This is a genomic window from Paenirhizobium daejeonense, assembly GCF_014280875.1.
Classification (GTDB): Bacteria; Pseudomonadota; Alphaproteobacteria; order Rhizobiales; family Rhizobiaceae; genus Allorhizobium; species Allorhizobium daejeonense.
Genome location: NZ_JACLAL010000006.1, coordinates 422,370 through 439,543 on the forward strand (window position 1 = coordinate 422,370; position 17,174 = coordinate 439,543).

Genomic DNA, 17,174 nt, shown 5'->3' on the forward strand with positions numbered 1-17,174 from the left:
GGCTTGCGCCAGCAGGGCCGGGCTATTGCCGGGATTTTTCGAGATAGAAAGCCAGTTTGATGAACATGGAAGTGAAGCCTACTCCGCGTCCGGGTATTCTCGACATTGCCGCCTATGTGCCGGGCAAGGAGCATGCCCCGGGTGTTGCCCGGGTCTTCAAGTTGTCCTCCAACGAGTCGCCGCTGGGCCCCAGTCCCAAGGCGATCGGTGCCTTCCAGCAGAGCGCCGGGCATCTGGAAATGTATCCTGACGGGCAGGCGCTGGCGCTTCGCGAAGCGATTGCCGACGTCCATGGCCTCAATGTGCACAATATCCTGTGCGGCAACGGCTCTGATGAACTTCTCGGTCTGCTTTGCCATGTCTATCTCGGTGCAGGCGACGAGGGCATTATCACCGAGCATGGCTTTCTGGTCTACAAGATCCAGATCAAGGCTGCGGGCGCCACCCCGGTCGTGGTGAAGGAAAAGGATTGCACCGTCGATGTCGACGCAATCCTCTCCGCCGTTACCGAGAGGACGAAGATCATCTTCCTTGCCAATCCGGGCAACCCGACGGGCACCTACGTGCCGGCAAGCGAAATCCGCCGGCTGCATGCCGGACTGCCGGGCAATGTCATTCTCGTGCTTGATGCCGCCTATGCCGAATATGTCCGTCGCAACGACTACGAAGCCGGCGTCGAACTGGTGTCGGGCAATCGCAACGTCGTCATGACGCGCACCTTCTCCAAGGTTTACGGGCTTGCCGCGTTGCGTGTCGGCTGGGCCTATGGGCCCACCGAGATCCTCGATGCGCTCAATCGCGTGCGCGGTCCGTTCAACCTCAACGCTCCGGCAATCGCTGCGGGGGCTGCCGCGATCCGCGACCAGGAATTCGTCGGCAAGGCTGTCGAGCACAACCTCGTCTGGATCGAAAAGGTTACCGAGGCGCTGACCGGGCTCGGTCTCAGGGTAACGCCTTCCGTCGCCAACTTCGTGCTCATGCATTTCCCGGATGTCGATGGCAAGCGCGCTGAGGAAGCCGATGCGTTCCTCACCAGCCGGGGTTACATCTTGCGGGCGGTGCGCGGTTACGGCTTTGCCAATTCTCTGCGCATGACGATCGGCAGTGCAGAAGCCAATATCGGCGTTATCGAAGCGCTCACTGAATTCATGGGTCGCGCCTGATGCCGGAAGCCATGTTTGACCGTATCGCGCTCATCGGCATCGGCCTTATCGGCTCGTCGATTGCCCGTGATGTCAAGGAGCTCGGGCTGGCCCGCGAGGTGGTTATCTCGACGCGTAGCGCCGATACGCTGAAGCGCGCCGGAGAACTTGGGCTTGGAACATCCTACACCTTGTCGGCGGCGGAAGCTGTCGAAGGCGCCGACCTGGTTATCGTTTCTGTGCCTGTCGGCGCTTCCGAGGCGGTGGCGAAACAGATTGCGCCGCACCTGAAACCGGGCGCCATCGTCACTGATGTTGGCTCCACCAAGGCTTCCGTCATCGCGCAGATGGCGCCGCATATGCCTGAGAACGTGCATTTCATCCCGGGCCACCCGCTGGCTGGGACGGAGAAATCCGGCCCGGATGCCGGTTTTATCGGTCTTTTCAGAGGTCGCTGGTGCATCTTCACGCCCCTGCCGGACACGGATGCCGAGGCGCTGTCGCGGCTCAAGATTTTCTGGGAGGCGCTCGGTTCCCGGGTGGACGAGATGGATCCGCAGCACCACGACAAGGTGCTGGCGATCGTTTCTCACTTGCCGCACATCATCGCCTACAACATCGTCGGCACCGCCGACGATCTTGAGACGGTGACGGAATCGGAAGTCATCAAGTACTCGGCTTCGGGTTTCCGTGACTTCACCCGTCTTGCCGCTTCGGATCCGACCATGTGGCGGGACGTGTGCCTGCACAACAAGGATGCGATCCTCGAAATGCTCTCGCGCTTTTCGGAGGATCTCGCCTATCTGCAGCGGGCGATTCGCTGGGGCGAGGGCGACAAGCTGTTCGAACTCTTCACCCGCACGCGCGCGGTTCGCCGCTCGATCATCGAGGCCGGTCAGGACGTCGATGTACCCGATTTCGGTCGCCACGCCCTCGACAAGAAGGCCTGATCCTCAGGAGCTTGCCGGCGGGCGAATCTGAGAGATTGCGACGTGTTCTATCCCTTTGTTCCCCGTAATTCCGGACGCAAAACCGATTCCCACTTTTGCTGGAATTGCTTCAGATCGGCGGCAGTACGCCGATCGGGATGAAGCCGCCGAGGATGACGACGCCGTTTTGGATTTTCAGATCGACGCCGCCGTTCTGCCGGCCGGAGAAGAGTGCCTTGAGGATCTTTGCACCGCTCTTGATGGTGTCGGCGTCATCGGGGAATGCCTCGGCGAGGGTTTTTCGCCACGCGTCGATGCCCTCGAGGTCGAGGCGTAACTCGCCGGAAATCAGACCGTCGGTGCCGATGGAGAACGGGCCGTTGGCGGAGAGGATCCGCCCTTCGCCGAGGTCGATGGCGATGCGGCGGATTTCACCACTGCTGCCGTAAAGGCCTTCGCCGCGGTCTCCCTGCATGTCGAGATATTTCGCCTTGCCGGCAAGCGTCATGTCCACGGTCGTCGAGGACGGAGGGATGACGGGCGTTCCACCCGGCAGCTGGAATGTGCCGTTGCGGATCATCAGGGCGACATCAAGATCATCGCCATTGCGGCGGGCATGGGCCTCCAGATGGTCCGAGGCGGCATCAAAGGTCTGGCCCGTAGTCATTACGGTCACGGTCGCCTTGGAACCCGTTGCCTCCAGCGAGGTTCGGTCTACGCCGGAAAGGCCGGAGTTGACGCTGGATCGAAGCGCCTGCCACTGCAGCGCAGCGGAAAAGCCGAGGGCCGAGCGCACTTCGCCGGGGCTGTCGAGTTCCCAGACCACATGGCCGGGCGCATAGATCTGTGCGGCAGAACGCAGCGCGCCGAACGAGGCGGAAAGTCCGTGAAAACGGTCGTCGAGCCCGACCTTGGAGCAGAACAGGCCAATGCGGAACGGAAAGCCGCGGACGGTGGTGTCATCGCAACTGATATCCACCTCCGCCGGATTTTCGCCGCCAAAGAAGGCAAGAAGGCTTTTCTGGAGCGAATTGGCTGCATAGAACCACGCACCTGTATAGGCGGCGATGCCGACTATGATGAGAATGCCCAGGCGCATAATCTTGCGACTGACGGCACTTGTCTCGGGCTTGTTCGTTGCCATCCGGCGCTCCGATCGTAGAATGGTTGTTCGGCAAACGGGAATGACTTGCGATATGGACGAATTTTGGGTGTTTGGCTACGGATCGTTGATGTGGAATCCGGGCTTTCCCTTTGAAGAACGGATTCAGGCGCGGCTGATGGGGTATCGCCGCTCGCTTTGCGTCAGGTCATGGGTGCATCGTGGAACGGAAGAGCGCCCCGGACTCGTGCTTGGTCTCGACCGTGGCGGTTCTTGCAGGGGCGTTGCCTTCAAGGTCCCGCATTCCGATCAGGAAGAGACGCTCGGCTATCTCCGGCAACGCGAGCTTGTCACCCACGTTTATCTCGAGCGGTTTCTGCGGTTGAAGCTGGACGATGGGCGGATCGTGAAGGCGGTGACCTATGTCGTCGACCGTGCGCATGCCCAGTATGGCGGCGCGGTAACGGTCAGTGAGGCAGCGCGGATCGTCAATGCAGCAGTCGGGCAGTCCGGCCCCAACCCCGTTTATGTTGCCAATACCGTGGCCCATCTCCGGGAAATGGGTATCCGCGACCACTGGCTCGAGTCGGTCGTCGCGGAAATCGCAAAGCTTGAAGGACTCGGGGTCGAAGAGGCGCTTTAAACTTGTGTCAGCTTGCCAGGGCGCGGGCGACTGCCTCGCGGATATCCGGCAGCGCGAAGGGCTTGGCGACGACGTCGACGATCTTTGCTGCGAGGTCGTCGGCGCGTTCGCGCTGCTCGGCATAGCCAGTCATCAGCAGGATCTTCATGTCGGGGAATGAAGAAGCGGCGCGGTGCGCCAGTTCGATGCCGTCCATGACGGGCATGCGGATATCCGAAAGCAGCAGGTCGAAGGAGCTTTCCGAGAGCCGCTCCAGGCCTTCGGCGCCATCGGCAGCTTCATAGGTTTCGTGGCCGTCGAGACGCAGCGCACGGGCCACGAAGGACCGCAGCGAATCTTCATCTTCGGTAATCAGAATTCTAGCCATGAACGAACTTGCGCTCCCGTCTTGTCTGTGTGCCCCCGGGAGGCAAATCACCATGCTTTCCTTTTCGATCGGTAAACACCAGGGGCTGCGCTCTCGCCCATGGTTAACAAGTGCTCTTCTTTAGCTGGCAAGAGTTCGCCTCATGCCGGTGCTTCGAAAAGCTTCAGGCGTCGCCGGTGACGACGCCGACGAAGGGCAGTTCGCGGAAGGCATAGGCGACATCCATGCCGTAGCCGACAACGAAATAGTCGGGGCATTCGAAGCCCACGTAATCGGCTTCGAAGACTTCCTTGCGCTTCACCTTCTTGTCGAGGAGCACGACGATCGTGACGCTCTTCGCGCCGCGTTCATACATCAGGTTCTTGGCGAAAAGCAGTGTGCGGCCGGATTCGAGAATGTCGTCGATCAGGAGGACGTTGCGGCCGCTGACATCGCTGTCGATGTCCTTGATGATCTTTACACCTTGGGACACCGTGCCAGTGCCGTAGCTGGACAGCGTGATGAATTCGACTTCCGGGGCAAGGCCCACGTCATGCAGGGCGCGGATCAGGTCGGCTGCGAAAATAAAGGAGCCCTTGAGGACGGAAATGACCAGCAGGTCGTCACAGGGACCGCTGGCGATCTCGGCAGCCAACACATGGTTACGCTCGGCGATCTGTTCGGCAGTATAAAGCGGTTCGATGTTCTTTCCGCGGACGACAGGCATGCACACACTCCTTCAGCACAGCGGCCTCATGCTGACGGATGGCCGCGGGAAGGTTGGCGGATAGCACAGTCAGGAGCGCGAGGCATCCGCTTCTTCGAAGGAAAGCCGCAATTCCGGCAATTTTCCACCGGGGTGCAGCAACCTTGCCGAGATTCCGCGGCTGTGACCCGCGTCCAATTCGTCTACGGGGCTGTCGATGTAGGTGCTGGCGATCACCTGGCCGCCGGACACCAGATCCGCGCGCAACTTCGGCAGCAAGGTGCGACCCTGGCTGCGGTTTTCGACGATCGCGTTGACGAGCAGAACGCGCATGCCGTTGGCATCCTGTGGTGTCAGGCTGACATGGGTGATGTCGAGCGGGCCGGAAGCCGGCAGCGGCGCGGCGTCATGTGCCGCGACGCCGGCGTAGACGCTTGCTGCGGCAAAGATCATGGCGAAGGATGCTGACACGAGAACGGCGAAGGTTTTTTCGGAAAGCCGTTGTAGCGCCTGCTCGCCCGAACGCAGCGGCGCGGCCAGTGTGTCGGTCCAGCGACTGGCGCAGGGCTGCGAAACGAAGCGGTTACGAGGCTTGCGGGCGTCGATACGGCCGGGCGTGTCCTGCGGCGACCGCCGGTCTTCGCGCACGGTGACGAAATGCGCGTCTACGATGTCTTCGTTGACATGGATGGGCCAGGCGTGCGGGGGACGGCGGCGGTCGGGCGGCAGGAGATCGATCACCGGCTCGGCGGGCTCTCGTCTGGACCTTGCTGCGTTCATGAGCCGAAGCCTTTCCTTGAATTTCCGTTCTGCGAAGCGCCTTTCTTCAACGCGTCTGGGGCCGGACAAAACTGGGGCATTGAAACAATTTGTCCCCAGTCGTAAATTTAAATGGTTAATGCTTCGAAAAGATCCGGCGGAAAGCGCCGTTCTTTGACCCGTGTTTACCGGCCGTTAACGTGTGGTGTTAACATGTGGCCGGTCTTTAGATCCGTCAGACTGGGCCCGTCGCTTGATCCATTTCGAAAATGTCGGTTTGCGTTATGGAATGGGACCGGAGATCCTCCGAGACCTTACCTTCGACATTCCGAAGCGCTCGTTCCAGTTCCTCACCGGACCTTCCGGCGCGGGGAAAACCACTCTGTTGCGCCTGCTTTTCATGTCGCTCCAGCCGACGCGCGGGCTGATCCGCAGCTTTGGCCGGGACATTACCCGGATTCCTCGCAATGAATTGCCGATGCTGCGCCGACGGGTGGGCATCGTTTTCCAAGACTTCCAGCTTCTCGATCACCTGACGACCTACGAGAACGTGGCGCTGCCGCTGCGCGTGCGGGGCAAGGACGAGAACAGCTATCGCAAGGATGTTCTGGAACTGCTGAAATGGGTCGGTTTGGGCGAGCGCATCAACGTTCTGCCGCCGGTTCTGTCTGGCGGCGAAAAGCAGCGTGTGGCGATTGCAAGGGCGCTTATCGACCGGCCGGAAATCCTGCTTGCCGACGAACCCACGGGCAATGTCGATCCTCCGATGGCGCGCCGCCTGCTCAGCCTCTTCCTCGAGCTCAACCGTCTCGGGACGGCGGTGGTGATCGCAACTCATGATCTGGCGCTGATGGATCAGGTGGACGCGCGGCGGATGATCCTCACGGACGGGCGGCTCGACATCTATGAGTAACATCGACCAGCCCGCCCGCAGGAAGAACCCTGACAGGAACCCGCGCCGCATCGAGATGAGTGTGAGGCCGACCGGACCCATCCTGCCGCCCTCTAACATTCAGGGCAATGCGTTGATGGTGGTGATCGCCATCATGGCCTTCCTCGCCTGCCTGACACTCGGTGCGGTCAGCATGGTCAGGGCGACGGCTGCCGGCTGGCAAAGCCAGATTTCGCGGGAAATCACCATCCAGATCAAGCCGGACGACAATCTCGACATGGAGAAGGCGCTCAACAGGGCGCGTGATCTGGCGTTGACCTTCGTCGGCACCAAGGACGGCCGCATCATGGACGATGCCGCGACTGCACGGCTTCTCGAGCCCTGGCTCGGCACCGGTCTCGACATCAACGAGCTGCCGGTTCCCCGCCTCATCATCATTACCATCGACGAAACGCATCCGCCGGATTTCGCCGCCATGCGCGATCTCCTGAAGGCGGAGGTACCGCAGGCGTTTCTCGACGATCACCGCACCTGGGTCGACAGGCTGGTGCAGATGGCGCGTACCACGGTTCTGATCGGATCCGCCATTCTCGTTCTAGTTTTCACGGCCATGGTGCTGACGGTCGTCTTCGCCACCCGTGGCGCGCTTTCCGGAAACAGGCACATCATCGAGGTCCTGCATTTCGTCGGCGCGGAAGGCTCTTTCGTCGCCCAAGAGTTCCAGAAGCATTTTCTCAAGATCAGCCTCAAGGGGGCGGCGGCCGGGGGGATTCTTGCAGCCGGGCTGTTTGCCGTGGCCAGCTTCTGGCAGAGCCGTTCGCTCGCCACGCCGGAAAGCGATCAGGCTACGGCCCTTTTCGGAACCTTCTCGATCGGTTATCTCGGTTATCTCGGAATCTTCGCCACGATGATCGTGATTGCATTGCTGACCACGGTCACGGCCCGCATAACTGTCATGCGTACAATCTATGAAATCGATCTTGTGAGATCGGATCCGGCGCGTACGGACGGCCTGCTCAAGGATTGAGCGCTTGCGTCTAAAGCCTGTTGAATTGCCACAAAGCCGCCTGTTCCGTATGTGAAAAGCGCGCTATTCACGAACCATGTCGATGGACCGAATGATACGGAAGAAAGCGTCCAGGGAGGAGTTGTCGCTACGCCCGGCGGGCGGCGTTCTCTCGCGCCATGGACGTCTGCGCCGTTTTCTTCATTATGCGGGGCTGGTGCTGATCTTCGCTTCAGCGCTGGTGCTTGCGGGGTTCCTGCGGTTTGCCGATGCCGTAACCACGTTTACGCCGCCGGTCGACGCCAAGGCGGATGCCATCGTCGTGCTGACGGGTGGCTACCAGCGGATCGACCAGGCGATCGAACTGCTGCGCAAGGGCATGGGGCGACGGCTGCTGATTTCCGGGGTGCATCCGACGACCACGCCGGCGCAGATCCGCAAGGTGACGCAAAGCTCGCCCGATCTCTTCGAATGCTGCGTCGATGTCGGCTACGAGGCGATGGACACTATCGGCAATGCCAATGAGACCTCGCGCTGGATACACGATCGCGGTTATTCCTCGGTTCTCGTCGTCACCAGCAATTACCACATGCCGCGCAGCCTGATGGAACTGCGCCGCATCGACCCGTCGACCACCTTCATTCCCTATCCGGTGGTCATTTCCGACCTGAAGACGACCGCTTGGTATGCAGAACCCAATCTCTTGAGGACACTGCTTTCCGAATATGGCAAGACGCTTGTCGCCTATGCCCGGGGCATCATCGGCTGGGGTGTTGGTGAGGGACTGCGGTCCAAAAGCCATCTCGCCAAGGTGGAATGATGCCGCAGGAAAGCTGAGCCTTCGGCTTTTGCTTTCCGGCGTTTTGCGATAGGGACTTCTCGGCCCGCCCACGGATAGTTTCCATGATCACCTTGCGCTCAATACTCTTCAACACGCTTTTTTATGCAAACCTCATCCTGCGGATGATCTTCCTGTCGCCAATCTACTTTCTGTTACCGCGCAAAAAGGCTTACTTCATCCCTAAGAACTGGGCGCGTTCGTGCCATTGGCTGATGGAGAAGATCGTCGGTACGACCTTCGAAATCGAAGGGCTGGAGAACATTCCGAAGGGCGGCTACATCCTCGCGCCGAAACACCAGTCCTTCTGGGATACCTATGCGCTGCTGCCCTGGCTGGACGATCCGGTCTATATTCTGAAGCGCGAACTCATGTGGATTCCGCTGTTCGGCTGGTATGCGATGAAGCAGCGGATGATTCCGGTCAATCGCGGCGCGCGCGGCAGGATAATGGCCGCAGTGATGGAGCGGACCAAGCAGGAGATGCTAAGCGGTCGTCAGCTCATCATCTATCCGGAAGGCACGCGCCGTCCGCCCGGCGCCGTGCCGCATTACAAGTATGGCATTGCCCGCATCTACCGCGACCTGCAGGTTCCCGTGGTGCCGGTGGTCATGCATCCGGGTCTGTTCTGGCCCCGTACCACGACAAAACGCTATCCCGGTCACTTCAAGGTTCGGATTTTGCAGGCTATTCAGCCGGGCCTTGATCCCGACACCTTTTTCGAAACGCTGACCGGACAGCTCGAAAGCGCGAGCGATGCGCTTCTGATCGAAACGGCGCGGGACAATCCGCATGTGCCGCTGCCGCAGACGGCACGCAAGCGGATTGCCGAACTCAAGGGAGCCTCGTCGTCCTGACGGGCTTGCGAGGCGATTGATCCCCTTGGGTCAGTGCACGACGGTCAGGTGCCGGTTGCGGCGCGGACCAGCTTGGCTGCATCCTCGCTATCCCAGGCGGCCGGGCCGTTCATCGAGCCGAGCAGGCAACCCTTCTCATCGATCAGCAGGGTTACGGGGAGGCCGAATGCCAGCCCCTCCTTCTTCATCACGTTGAAGACGCCCATGCTGGCGTCGCGGTAGAGGCCGAGCGCATTCACTCCAATCTCGTCGAGGAAGGCCTTTGGCTTGTCGGCATTGCCGGTGTCGATGTTGATCGCGAGCACTTGGAACTTGTCGCTGCCCTCTGCCTTCTGCAGCGCGTCGAGCGCTGGCATTTCCTCGCGGCAGGGCACGCACCAGGTGGCCCAGAGATTGAGGAGAACGGTCTTGCCGGAGAAATCGGCGAGCGTCATGTCCTTGTCCGATGCATCCTTGAAGGAGAGGCCCGTGATCGTTCGCGGGCCGGTGGCGGCTACCATCGCGGCGACCTGTCCGCTCGTGAACGGTTTCAGGGTATCGGCTTTCTGGACTGCGCCCTGACATTGCGCGGTTTCAGCGGCCACCTCGCCATTGCCAGACATGGTCTGCTTCACGTATACCGCTGCCGCGCCGGCGAGTATGCCGGCGACCGCCGCAATCGCAACCAGCTTGGCGGAAGGAAGTCCCAGCGGTCTTTTTTCTGTCATTGCAGTCTCCAGGATGGGCATCGCATGGCCGAGGACACCAAGAACACGAAATCCTCCAACCAGATGTGGGGCGGTCGTTTCGCTTCCGGGCCCGCGGCCATCATGGAGGAGATAAATGCCTCCATCGGTTTCGACAAGAAGCTTTATGCCCAGGACATCCGCGGCTCAATCGCGCATGCGACCATGCTCGCCCATCAAGGCATCATCTCGGCCGATGACAAAGACAAGATCGTTCACGGCCTGAACACGATCCTGTCAGAGATCGAATCCGGTCAGTTCGTGTTCTCGCGCAAGCTCGAGGACATTCACATGAATGTCGAGGCGCGCCTTGCCGAACTCATTGGCGCTGCCGCTGGCCGACTGCATACGGCGCGTTCACGCAACGACCAGGTGGCGCTCGATTTCCGCCTCTGGGTGAAGGAAGAATTGCAGAAGGTCGAGGTTTCGCTGACCTCCCTTATCGCCGCTTTCCTCGACCGTGCGGAAGAGCATGCTGATACCGTCATGCCCGGCTTCACCCATCTCCAGACGGCCCAGCCGGTGACCTTCGGCCATCACTGCATGGCCTATGTCGAGATGTTTGGCCGCGACCGGCAGCGTGTGCGCCATGCCATCGAACACATGGACGAAAGCCCGATCGGAGCTGCCGCCCTTGCCGGCACCGGCTTTGCCATCGACCGCCACATGACGGCGAAGGCCCTCGGCTTCCGCGAACCTACCCGCAACTCGATCGACACCGTATCGGACCGCGATTTCGCGCTGGAATTCCTGTCGATCGCCTCAATCTGCGCCACCCATCTGTCGCGGCTTGCCGAGGAGATCGTCATCTGGTCGACGCCGCAATTCGGTTTCGTCCGCCTGTCCGATGCCTTCTCCACCGGCTCCTCGATCATGCCGCAGAAGAAGAACCCGGATGCGGCCGAACTGGTGCGCGCCAAGACCGGCCGTATCAACGGATCGCTGATCGCGCTTCTGACCGTTATGAAGGGCCTGCCGCTCGCCTATTCGAAGGACATGCAGGAAGACAAGGAACAGGTCTTCGATGCTGCCGAAAGCCTTGAGCTGGCAATTGCCGCGATGACCGGCATGATCGGCGATCTGACTGTGCGTACCGATCGGATGAAGGCAGCCGCCGGCTCCGGTTATTCGACCGCGACCGATCTCGCCGACTGGCTGGTGCGGGAAGCTGGCCTTCCGTTCCGCGAAGCCCACCATGTCACCGGTCGCGCGGTAGCGCTCGCAGAGCAGAAGGGATGCGATCTGGCGGAGCTCTCGCTTGAGGATCTGCAGTCGATCAATCCGGCGATCACCGCCGGTATCTTCGATGTCCTGACGGTCGAGGCGTCCGTTGCCAGCCGCAAGAGCTTCGGTGGTACGGCGCCATCTGAAGTGAAGAAGCAGATCGCCTGGTGGCGTGCCCGCAACTGATCACGTTGGTTTGCGGGCCGGTTGCGAGATTAAGGGTGCACAAGCGCTGTGATTTTCGCTACAGGCTATAGGAAGATGTTCCGGTGGATAGGATGATGGTGAAAACGTTTCGACGCTCAATAGTCGCCGCTGGCCTGGTTGTTGCGGCTGCTCTCGTGCTTTCCGGCTGTGGCCGCAAGTCCGATCTCGATCCGCCGAGCATGCCGGCTGACCAGCAGAACGTACGCACGACCGGCGGCAAGCCGCAGTCTGCTCCGCCAAAGCCGGACGATCCGTTCATTCTCGATCCTCTTCTCTGACAGGCCTTACCCGTGAACCACTTCGACTATCGCGATGGTGTCCTCTATGCCGAGGGTGTACCCGTGCCTGAAATCGCCAAGGCCGTGGGAACACCCTTTTACTGCTATTCTACGGCAACGCTGGAGCGGCATTACACGGTATTTTCGAAGGCCTTTGACGGGGTGGACGCGATGGTCTGCTATGCGCTTAAGGCCAATTCCAACCAGGCCGTGCTGAAGACGCTAGCCCGGCTTGGAGCCGGCGTCGACGTGGTCTCCGGGGGTGAGCTGCGCCGCGCGCTTGCTGCCGGCGTTCCCGCAAGCCGCATCATGTTCTCTGGCGTCGGCAAGACGGTTTCGGAGATGGATCTGGCTCTTGATGTCGGCATTTACTGCTTCAACATCGAATCAGAGCCGGAACTCGAGGTTCTTGCCGTCCGCGCCGCCAAGGCCGGCAAGCAGGCACACGTCTCGTTTCGTATCAATCCGGATGTCGATGCACGCACCCATGCGAAGATCTCGACGGGCAAGAAGGAAAACAAGTTCGGCATTTCCTACGAGCGCGCCCGTGCTGTCTATCAGCGGGCGGCTAGCCTGCCATCGATAAAGGTTACCGGCATCGACATGCACATCGGTAGCCAGATCACCGAACTCCAGCCGTTCGAGGACGCATTTCGGCTTTTGCGGGAACTGGTCGAAACCCTGCGCAGTGACGGACATATGATCGACCACGTCGATATCGGCGGCGGTCTCGGCATTCCCTACCGTGACGATAACAACCCGCCGCCAGAACCCGACGCCTATGCCCATATCGTCAAGGAACAACTGGCGGGGCTCAACTGCCAGATCGTGACCGAACCGGGTCGCCTGATCGTCGGCAATGCCGGCATTCTGGTGACTGAGGTTCTGTTTGTGAAGGACGGCGGCGACAAGACCTTCGTGATCGTCGATGCGGCGATGAACGATCTCATCCGGCCTACGCTCTATGAGGCCTATCACGAGATTCGCCCCGTGGTGATCTCGGCTGCCAGCGCGCCACGCATCAAGGCCGATGTTGTCGGTCCCGTCTGCGAAACGGGAGACTATCTGGCGCTTGATCGCGAGATGGCGATGCCGAAGCCTGGTGATTTGTTTGCCGTCGGTTCTGCTGGTGCTTACGGGGCCGTGCAGGCAGGCACTTACAACAGTCGGCTGCTCGTTCCCGAGGTGCTGGTAAATGGCGACCGGTTTCACGTGATTCGTCCCCGCACGAGCTACGAAGAGCTGATCGCGCTCGATTCCGTGCCGGATTGGCTGGCCTGATCGCCCGTTCACTTTTCGGAGACTGGTCTAAAAAAGCGGCGATCATCGAGCCGCTGCCCTCGTCTTCGCCACAAAGGGTGGTATCCTGCCTTAGCAGATGAAGGCGATCACCCCTTTAGGGTGATGCCAAGACCGTGGACGAAACGGAGACCCGACGGATGAGCCCCCCTCAGCCGGGCACTACGCGAAAAGGCGCATTCCGCACCGATCCGGTGCTGGCACGTCGCGTCGCGATCAAACGTCTGCTGGCGCGTCTCGTCCTCTTTGCCGAACGTCTGCTGCCGCTGTTCCTTCCCGTTATGGGCATTGCCGCGATCTTCGTCTCGCTGGCATGGTTCGGTGTTTTCCGGCAATTGCCGGATTTCCTGAGGTTGCTTCTGGTCTTTGCCCTCACCTTTGCTTTTGTTTCGGCCCTTCTGCCGTTTACAAGGCTGCGCTGGCCGGATGCGCAAGAAGCTGACAGGCTGCTCGAGGAGCGTAACGGCCTGCCGCACCAGCCCGTCGCCGTGCAGGATGACGAACCGGCCTTCGAAACGCCGTTTGCTCGCGCTCTGTGGCAGGAACACCAGCGGCGAATGGCGGAAACCATCGCTGCGCTGGATGCTGGCTTGCCTCGGCCGGATATCGCCCGGTTCGACCGGCATGCGCTGCGCGCCATTCCGGCACTCCTGTTTGCGACCGCTTTTGCCTATTCCGGCTCCAACGGGGCGGGGGTGATTTCCGATGCATTCCGCTGGACCGCCGTCGAGGGGACCGGTCAGGACATACGCGTCGACGCGTGGATCACGCCGCCTGCCTTTACCGGCCGCGCGCCGGTGTTTCTCTCCGGTGCAAATTCGCAGCCCGTGGAAGGCGGCGTGCGCGTGCCGCAGAATTCGCAGGCGACCGTGCGCATCAGCGGCGGGCGCGAGGACGAGAAGGTTCTTTATCGTCTGGCCGATGGTGGCGAGGTTCTGGACGTCGCGGAGAGCCGTGAGGCGCTGCCGCCTGCCCAAGCAGACGGAAGCGGTCCGGCACAGGACCCTGTGAGCCGTACGCACGAACTCAAGCTCGAGCAGAACGGCGAACTTGTGGTTGGAGACAAGCACTGGGCAATCGAAGTGGTTGCCGACAATCCGCCGGAAATCGCCTTCGAGGGGTTGCCAAAACCGACCGTCAATGGCGCTCTGGAAATCGGCTTCACCGCAAAGGACGATTACGGCCTCCAGTCGGCGCGTGCCGAGATTGTGCCGGTTGATGAGAAGCCGGGCGCGACCCCGCTCTATCCGCTGCCTGATTACAGGCTCGATCTTCCGCGCCACAATGCGCGCGATGCAAAGGGCGTTTCCAGCCGCAACATCAGCGAGCATCCGCTGGCCGGCCGCAAGGTTCGTATTACGCTGGTTGCGACCGATGGGGCCGGGCAGACCGGTCGCAGTCCGCCGCATGAAATGGTGCTGCCATCCCGCCATTTCGTCGAGCCGTTGGCTGCGGCGGTGGCCGAGGAGCGCCAGGTTTTCTCGCTGGATACCCGGGATATCGGTCAGGCGGTTGCACTCAACGAGGCGATTTCGTTGCGTGCCGATGAGACCATTCCCAATCCCACACATTTCCTGCTCATCCAGTCCGCGCAGACGCGCATGAAGATCGCCCGCTCCACCAACGATCTCAAGGATACGGCCGACTATCTCTGGGAAATCGCGCTCGGCATCGACGATGGCGATCTTTCGCTGGCGGAGCGCAATCTACGGGATGCGCAGCAGGCGCTTGCCGATGCGCTGGAACGGAATGCTTCCGATCAGGAAATCAAGAAGCTGATGGACGAGCTTCGCGCCGCCATGCAGGAATTCATGAAGGCGGTGGCCGAGCGCCAGCAGAACGCCGATGGCCAGCAACAGCAGCAATCAGCGCAGAACATGCTTCGACAGCGCGATCTGGACAACATGCTGAACCAGATCGAGAACCTTGCCCGCTCTGGCAATCGTGACGCCGCGCGCCAGATGCTTTCCGAAATGCAGCGGATGATGAACAACCTGCAGGCCGGCCGGCCGATGCGCGGACAGCAACAACAGCAGACCAGTGAACTTCGCAAGCAGATCGACAAGCTTGGCGAGATCATGCAGCAGCAGCAGAAGCTTATGGACGAGACCTTCCGTCTCGACCAGGCGCTGAAGGACCGCATGCAGCGCGGCGATCCGGGTGATGGCGAAGACGGCGAGTTCCTGCAGGACGAACCGCCCGTGACGGAGAACGGCCAGCAAGGGCAACAACAGGATCAGCAGGGCGGTTCACCGACAGACCGCATGACTGCCGAGCAATTGCGCGAGGCGCTGAAAAACCTGCGAGCCCAGCAGGATGCACTCGGCAAGAAGCTTGGCGAACTGCAACAGGGCATGAAGGATCTTGGCTTCCAGTCGGGCGAAGGCTTCGATCGTGCGCAGCGCGAAATGAAGGGTGCTGGAGACGCGCTCGGAAAGAGCGAAGGCGAACGCGCCGTCGATGGTCAGGGCAAGGCCATGGAAGCCCTGCGGCAGGGCGCGCAGGATATGATGGGCCAGATCCAGCAGGCCATGCGCGCCGGCGGTCAGGGACCGGGCGAGAACGGACAGGGCGGACAGCGCGGCCGGGATCCTCTGGGGCGTGACACCGCGAGGACGGGCGAGCAGATGGACGATGGCAGGGTAGAGATCCCGGACGAGATCGATGTGCAGCGGGCGCGCGAAATTCTCAACGCCATCCGGAAGAAGCTCGATACCATGTCGGTTGACGATGTCGCTCGTCCGGAGCTGGAGCGCCGCTATCTCGAGCGGCTGCTCGATATACAATAGCATTGCGATAGACTGTCCGCAGGTTGGCGTCTGATCGTACCCAATCTCTCAGGAAGCGGCCAGGACGCGGTCTTCAAACCCTCAGCCGGCTGGGGCAGTCAAAAGGCTCTGTGTGTCTTGCGCGAGGGATGGTCGCCATTTGCCAATCTCGATTCCGGCCATGGGACGGCCTAGATGGAACCCCTGCGCCGCATCTATTCCAAGCTTCTTGAGAGTCTCAAGCGTTTCCGCAGTCTCGACGCCTTCCGCAATCAGTGTGCTTCCTGTGTCGCGGGCGAAAGCTACCAGTGATGCAATCAAGGCGCGACGCGCGGGGTCGTCGTCTATGTCGCGGCATAGTTCTGCGTCCAGCTTGATGATGTCAGGTTTGAGATTGAGGATATGTCTCAAGCTGGCGTAGCCGGCGCCGGCATCATCGACCGCGAGCCGCATTCCAAGAGCCCTTAACGGCGCAAGGGCAGCTCCCAGACGGTCGTAATCGTGGATGCCGGCGTGTTCGGTCACCTCGACGACGATTTGTTGCGGCGACTGGCCTTTCGCCAGTTCGGCGAAACGTGGGTCGAGCAATGTTGCGGGCGAGGCGTTCAGCGCGAGGTAGGCTCCCTCGGGCAGCCATCGGGTCCCTTCGAGTCCAAGGTGTATCGCCTTCAACTCCAAATCGACGCCGCGCTCCACCTCGAATGCTTCGGCAAACCATACGTTCGGCGGCCGCGAGGGGCTGAAAGGAAAGCGGGCCAACGCTTCGAAGCCTAGCACATTGCCATCGCCAAGGCCGACGATGGGTTGATAAACCATCGTAAGGCCATCCTGCTCCAGAGCGTCCAGAATGCGCGTTTCCGCATCCCAATAATGGATGCGTTTTTCCATCGATCGATCGAGTTCGAATGCGGCGAACTGGGCAAAGGAACGCAGAATCTGGAGATCCCGTTGATTGAGCGTCGGATCTGCGCGGGTGGAGAAGCAGCAGAAGGTGCCATAGAGACGACCGTCGCCCAGTCTGATCGGAACGCTCAGATGAGAACCGATCGGAAAGGCGTGGGTCGCTGCGACTTCCTGTGCTGCGGGCAGCACAGCGGTATCCGGGATCAGTTCGGGCAATTCGCCATCGATGATTCGCTGGCAATATCCTTCATCCATCGGGAGCCAGTCGCCCACACGCAACGCGGCGTCATGCATGTGTGTATCGAGATAGCGAAAAAACCGCCTTGAGCCGGCAAACTCGGCGATGAAGCCAATGTCCATTCCCAGGCAGTTGCGGGCAGTGGCCAGAATATTGTTGATACGCTCATCAGCCTCGGTCTGTTGCTCGAGACTGAAGAGGAGATCATGTAACCCATATTGTCTGGCGCTATCAAAGAACGTCATAAGGGTATCCGTGCGACTCTTCACGTCTGAAGTGAATAAGCTGTGTCACGCAGATTCAAGTGCTAAT

At 60.7% G+C, this 17,174-nt stretch carries 17 protein-coding genes; 11 read left to right on the forward strand and 6 right to left on the reverse strand.

Annotated features, from left to right (window positions below; all coding sequences use genetic code 11):
- Positions 1 to 59: 59 nt before the first annotated feature.
- Together hisC and H4I99_RS17155 are read left to right on the forward strand one after the other, a co-directional pair.
- Entirely contained in the window at positions 60 to 1,163 is a 1,104-nt protein-coding gene (gene hisC, locus H4I99_RS17150; RefSeq protein WP_163901883.1) for a histidinol-phosphate transaminase, read from the forward strand.
- The gene (locus H4I99_RS17155) at positions 1,163 to 2,092 is read left to right on the forward strand and encodes a prephenate/arogenate dehydrogenase family protein (RefSeq protein WP_163901881.1); all 930 of its coding nucleotides are present in this window, start codon (positions 1,163 to 1,165) and stop codon (positions 2,090 to 2,092) included. Before hisC ends, H4I99_RS17155 begins: the two co-directional genes overlap by 1 nt.
- Before the next feature lie 109 nt (positions 2,093 to 2,201).
- Here H4I99_RS17155 and H4I99_RS17160 read toward each other — a convergent pair whose 3' ends face one another.
- Positions 2,202 to 3,215, reverse strand: coding sequence for a DUF2125 domain-containing protein (locus H4I99_RS17160; RefSeq protein ID WP_163901879.1), 1,014 nt, complete (start codon positions 3,213 to 3,215; stop codon positions 2,202 to 2,204).
- A 52-nt stretch (positions 3,216 to 3,267) separates the two neighbouring features.
- On the opposite strand from H4I99_RS17160, the gene H4I99_RS17165 reads away from it, so the two are divergent.
- Positions 3,268 to 3,816, forward strand: a complete 549-nt coding sequence (locus tag H4I99_RS17165) for a gamma-glutamylcyclotransferase (protein WP_186663351.1) — start codon at positions 3,268 to 3,270, stop codon at positions 3,814 to 3,816.
- Between the two features lie 7 nt (positions 3,817 to 3,823).
- Here H4I99_RS17165 and H4I99_RS17170 read toward each other — a convergent pair whose 3' ends face one another.
- From H4I99_RS17170 to H4I99_RS17180, 3 genes are all read right to left on the reverse strand, one after another.
- Positions 3,824 to 4,183 carry a response regulator gene (locus H4I99_RS17170; RefSeq protein WP_163901874.1) on the reverse strand — a complete coding sequence of 120 codons (360 nt, stop codon included), beginning with the start codon at positions 4,181 to 4,183 and terminating at the stop codon, positions 3,824 to 3,826.
- A 163-nt stretch (positions 4,184 to 4,346) separates the two neighbouring features.
- A complete protein-coding gene (gene hpt, locus H4I99_RS17175; RefSeq protein WP_163901872.1) occupies positions 4,347 to 4,889 on the reverse strand; it encodes a hypoxanthine phosphoribosyltransferase in 543 nt (180 codons plus the stop codon).
- Positions 4,890 to 4,958: 69 nt separating this feature from the next.
- Entirely contained in the window at positions 4,959 to 5,648 is a 690-nt protein-coding gene (locus tag H4I99_RS17180) for a hypothetical protein (protein WP_163901870.1), read from the reverse strand.
- Positions 5,649 to 5,880: 232 nt separating this feature from the next.
- On the opposite strand from H4I99_RS17180, the gene ftsE reads away from it, so the two are divergent.
- The 4 genes from ftsE to H4I99_RS17200 all read left to right on the forward strand — a co-directional run bounded on the left by ftsE (position 5,881) and on the right by H4I99_RS17200 (position 9,220).
- Positions 5,881 to 6,540 (forward strand): cell division ATP-binding protein FtsE, encoded by a 660-nt coding sequence (gene ftsE, locus H4I99_RS17185; protein WP_163901868.1) that lies wholly within the window; start codon positions 5,881 to 5,883, stop codon positions 6,538 to 6,540.
- Between the two features lie 55 nt (positions 6,541 to 6,595).
- Positions 6,596 to 7,546: a cell division protein FtsX gene (locus H4I99_RS17190; RefSeq protein ID WP_425314391.1), complete on the forward strand. Its 951-nt coding sequence runs from the start codon at positions 6,596 to 6,598 to the stop codon at positions 7,544 to 7,546.
- Between the two features lie 91 nt (positions 7,547 to 7,637).
- Positions 7,638 to 8,345 carry a YdcF family protein gene (locus H4I99_RS17195; RefSeq protein ID WP_244625134.1) on the forward strand — a complete coding sequence of 236 codons (708 nt, stop codon included), beginning with the start codon at positions 7,638 to 7,640 and terminating at the stop codon, positions 8,343 to 8,345.
- Between the two features lie 83 nt (positions 8,346 to 8,428).
- Positions 8,429 to 9,220, forward strand: coding sequence for a lysophospholipid acyltransferase family protein (locus H4I99_RS17200; protein WP_163901862.1), 792 nt, complete (start codon positions 8,429 to 8,431; stop codon positions 9,218 to 9,220).
- A gap of 44 nt (positions 9,221 to 9,264) precedes the next feature.
- Here H4I99_RS17200 and tlpA read toward each other — a convergent pair whose 3' ends face one another.
- The gene (gene tlpA / locus H4I99_RS17205; RefSeq protein ID WP_163901860.1) at positions 9,265 to 9,927 is read right to left on the reverse strand and encodes a thiol:disulfide interchange protein TlpA; all 663 of its coding nucleotides are present in this window, start codon (positions 9,925 to 9,927) and stop codon (positions 9,265 to 9,267) included.
- A gap of 24 nt (positions 9,928 to 9,951) precedes the next feature.
- Here tlpA and argH point away from each other — a divergent pair, with 24 nt between their 5' ends.
- From argH to H4I99_RS17225, 4 genes are all read left to right on the forward strand, one after another.
- Positions 9,952 to 11,355 (forward strand): argininosuccinate lyase, encoded by a 1,404-nt coding sequence (gene argH / locus H4I99_RS17210; RefSeq protein WP_163901858.1) that lies wholly within the window; start codon positions 9,952 to 9,954, stop codon positions 11,353 to 11,355.
- Between the two features lie 92 nt (positions 11,356 to 11,447).
- A complete protein-coding gene (gene lptM, locus H4I99_RS17215) occupies positions 11,448 to 11,654 on the forward strand; it encodes an LPS translocon maturation chaperone LptM (RefSeq protein ID WP_244625135.1) in 207 nt (68 codons plus the stop codon).
- A 12-nt stretch (positions 11,655 to 11,666) separates the two neighbouring features.
- A complete protein-coding gene (lysA, locus tag H4I99_RS17220) occupies positions 11,667 to 12,935 on the forward strand; it encodes a diaminopimelate decarboxylase (RefSeq protein ID WP_163901856.1) in 1,269 nt (422 codons plus the stop codon).
- A 158-nt stretch (positions 12,936 to 13,093) separates the two neighbouring features.
- On the forward strand, positions 13,094 to 15,742 hold the full coding sequence (locus H4I99_RS17225) for a TIGR02302 family protein (protein WP_163901855.1): 2,649 nt from the start codon (positions 13,094 to 13,096) through the stop codon (positions 15,740 to 15,742).
- A gap of 81 nt (positions 15,743 to 15,823) precedes the next feature.
- Here H4I99_RS17225 and H4I99_RS17230 read toward each other — a convergent pair whose 3' ends face one another.
- Positions 15,824 to 17,107 carry a sensor domain-containing phosphodiesterase gene (locus tag H4I99_RS17230; protein ID WP_163901853.1) on the reverse strand — a complete coding sequence of 428 codons (1,284 nt, stop codon included), beginning with the start codon at positions 17,105 to 17,107 and terminating at the stop codon, positions 15,824 to 15,826.
- Positions 17,108 to 17,174 lie beyond the last annotated feature (67 nt).

Bases quoted from the DNA above. Each gene is read 5' to 3' on its own strand.
- lptM (WP_244625135.1), top strand. From the start codon at position 11,448: ATGATGGTGAAAACGTTTCGACGCTCAATAGTCGCCGCTGGCCTGGTT.
- H4I99_RS17195 (WP_244625134.1), top strand. From the start codon at position 7,638: ATGATACGGAAGAAAGCGTCCAGGGAGGAGTTGTCGCTACGCCCGGCG.
- H4I99_RS17170 (WP_163901874.1), bottom strand. From the start codon at position 4,183: ATGGCTAGAATTCTGATTACCGAAGATGAAGATTCGCTGCGGTCCTTC.
- H4I99_RS17160 (WP_163901879.1), bottom strand. From the start codon at position 3,215: ATGGCAACGAACAAGCCCGAGACAAGTGCCGTCAGTCGCAAGATTATG.
- H4I99_RS17180 (WP_163901870.1), bottom strand. From the start codon at position 5,648: ATGAACGCAGCAAGGTCCAGACGAGAGCCCGCCGAGCCGGTGATCGAT.
- H4I99_RS17165 (WP_186663351.1), top strand. From the start codon at position 3,268: ATGGACGAATTTTGGGTGTTTGGCTACGGATCGTTGATGTGGAATCCG.
- tlpA (WP_163901860.1), bottom strand. From the start codon at position 9,927: ATGACAGAAAAAAGACCGCTGGGACTTCCTTCCGCCAAGCTGGTTGCG.
- H4I99_RS17230 (WP_163901853.1), bottom strand. From the start codon at position 17,107: ATGACGTTCTTTGATAGCGCCAGACAATATGGGTTACATGATCTCCTC.
- H4I99_RS17155 (WP_163901881.1), top strand. From the start codon at position 1,163: ATGCCGGAAGCCATGTTTGACCGTATCGCGCTCATCGGCATCGGCCTT.
- hisC (WP_163901883.1), top strand. From the start codon at position 60: ATGAACATGGAAGTGAAGCCTACTCCGCGTCCGGGTATTCTCGACATT.
- hpt (WP_163901872.1), bottom strand. From the start codon at position 4,889: ATGCCTGTCGTCCGCGGAAAGAACATCGAACCGCTTTATACTGCCGAA.
- H4I99_RS17200 (WP_163901862.1), top strand. From the start codon at position 8,429: ATGATCACCTTGCGCTCAATACTCTTCAACACGCTTTTTTATGCAAAC.
- argH (WP_163901858.1), top strand. From the start codon at position 9,952: ATGGCCGAGGACACCAAGAACACGAAATCCTCCAACCAGATGTGGGGC.
- H4I99_RS17190 (WP_425314391.1), top strand. From the start codon at position 6,596: ATGAGTGTGAGGCCGACCGGACCCATCCTGCCGCCCTCTAACATTCAG.
- H4I99_RS17225 (WP_163901855.1), top strand. From the start codon at position 13,094: ATGAGCCCCCCTCAGCCGGGCACTACGCGAAAAGGCGCATTCCGCACC.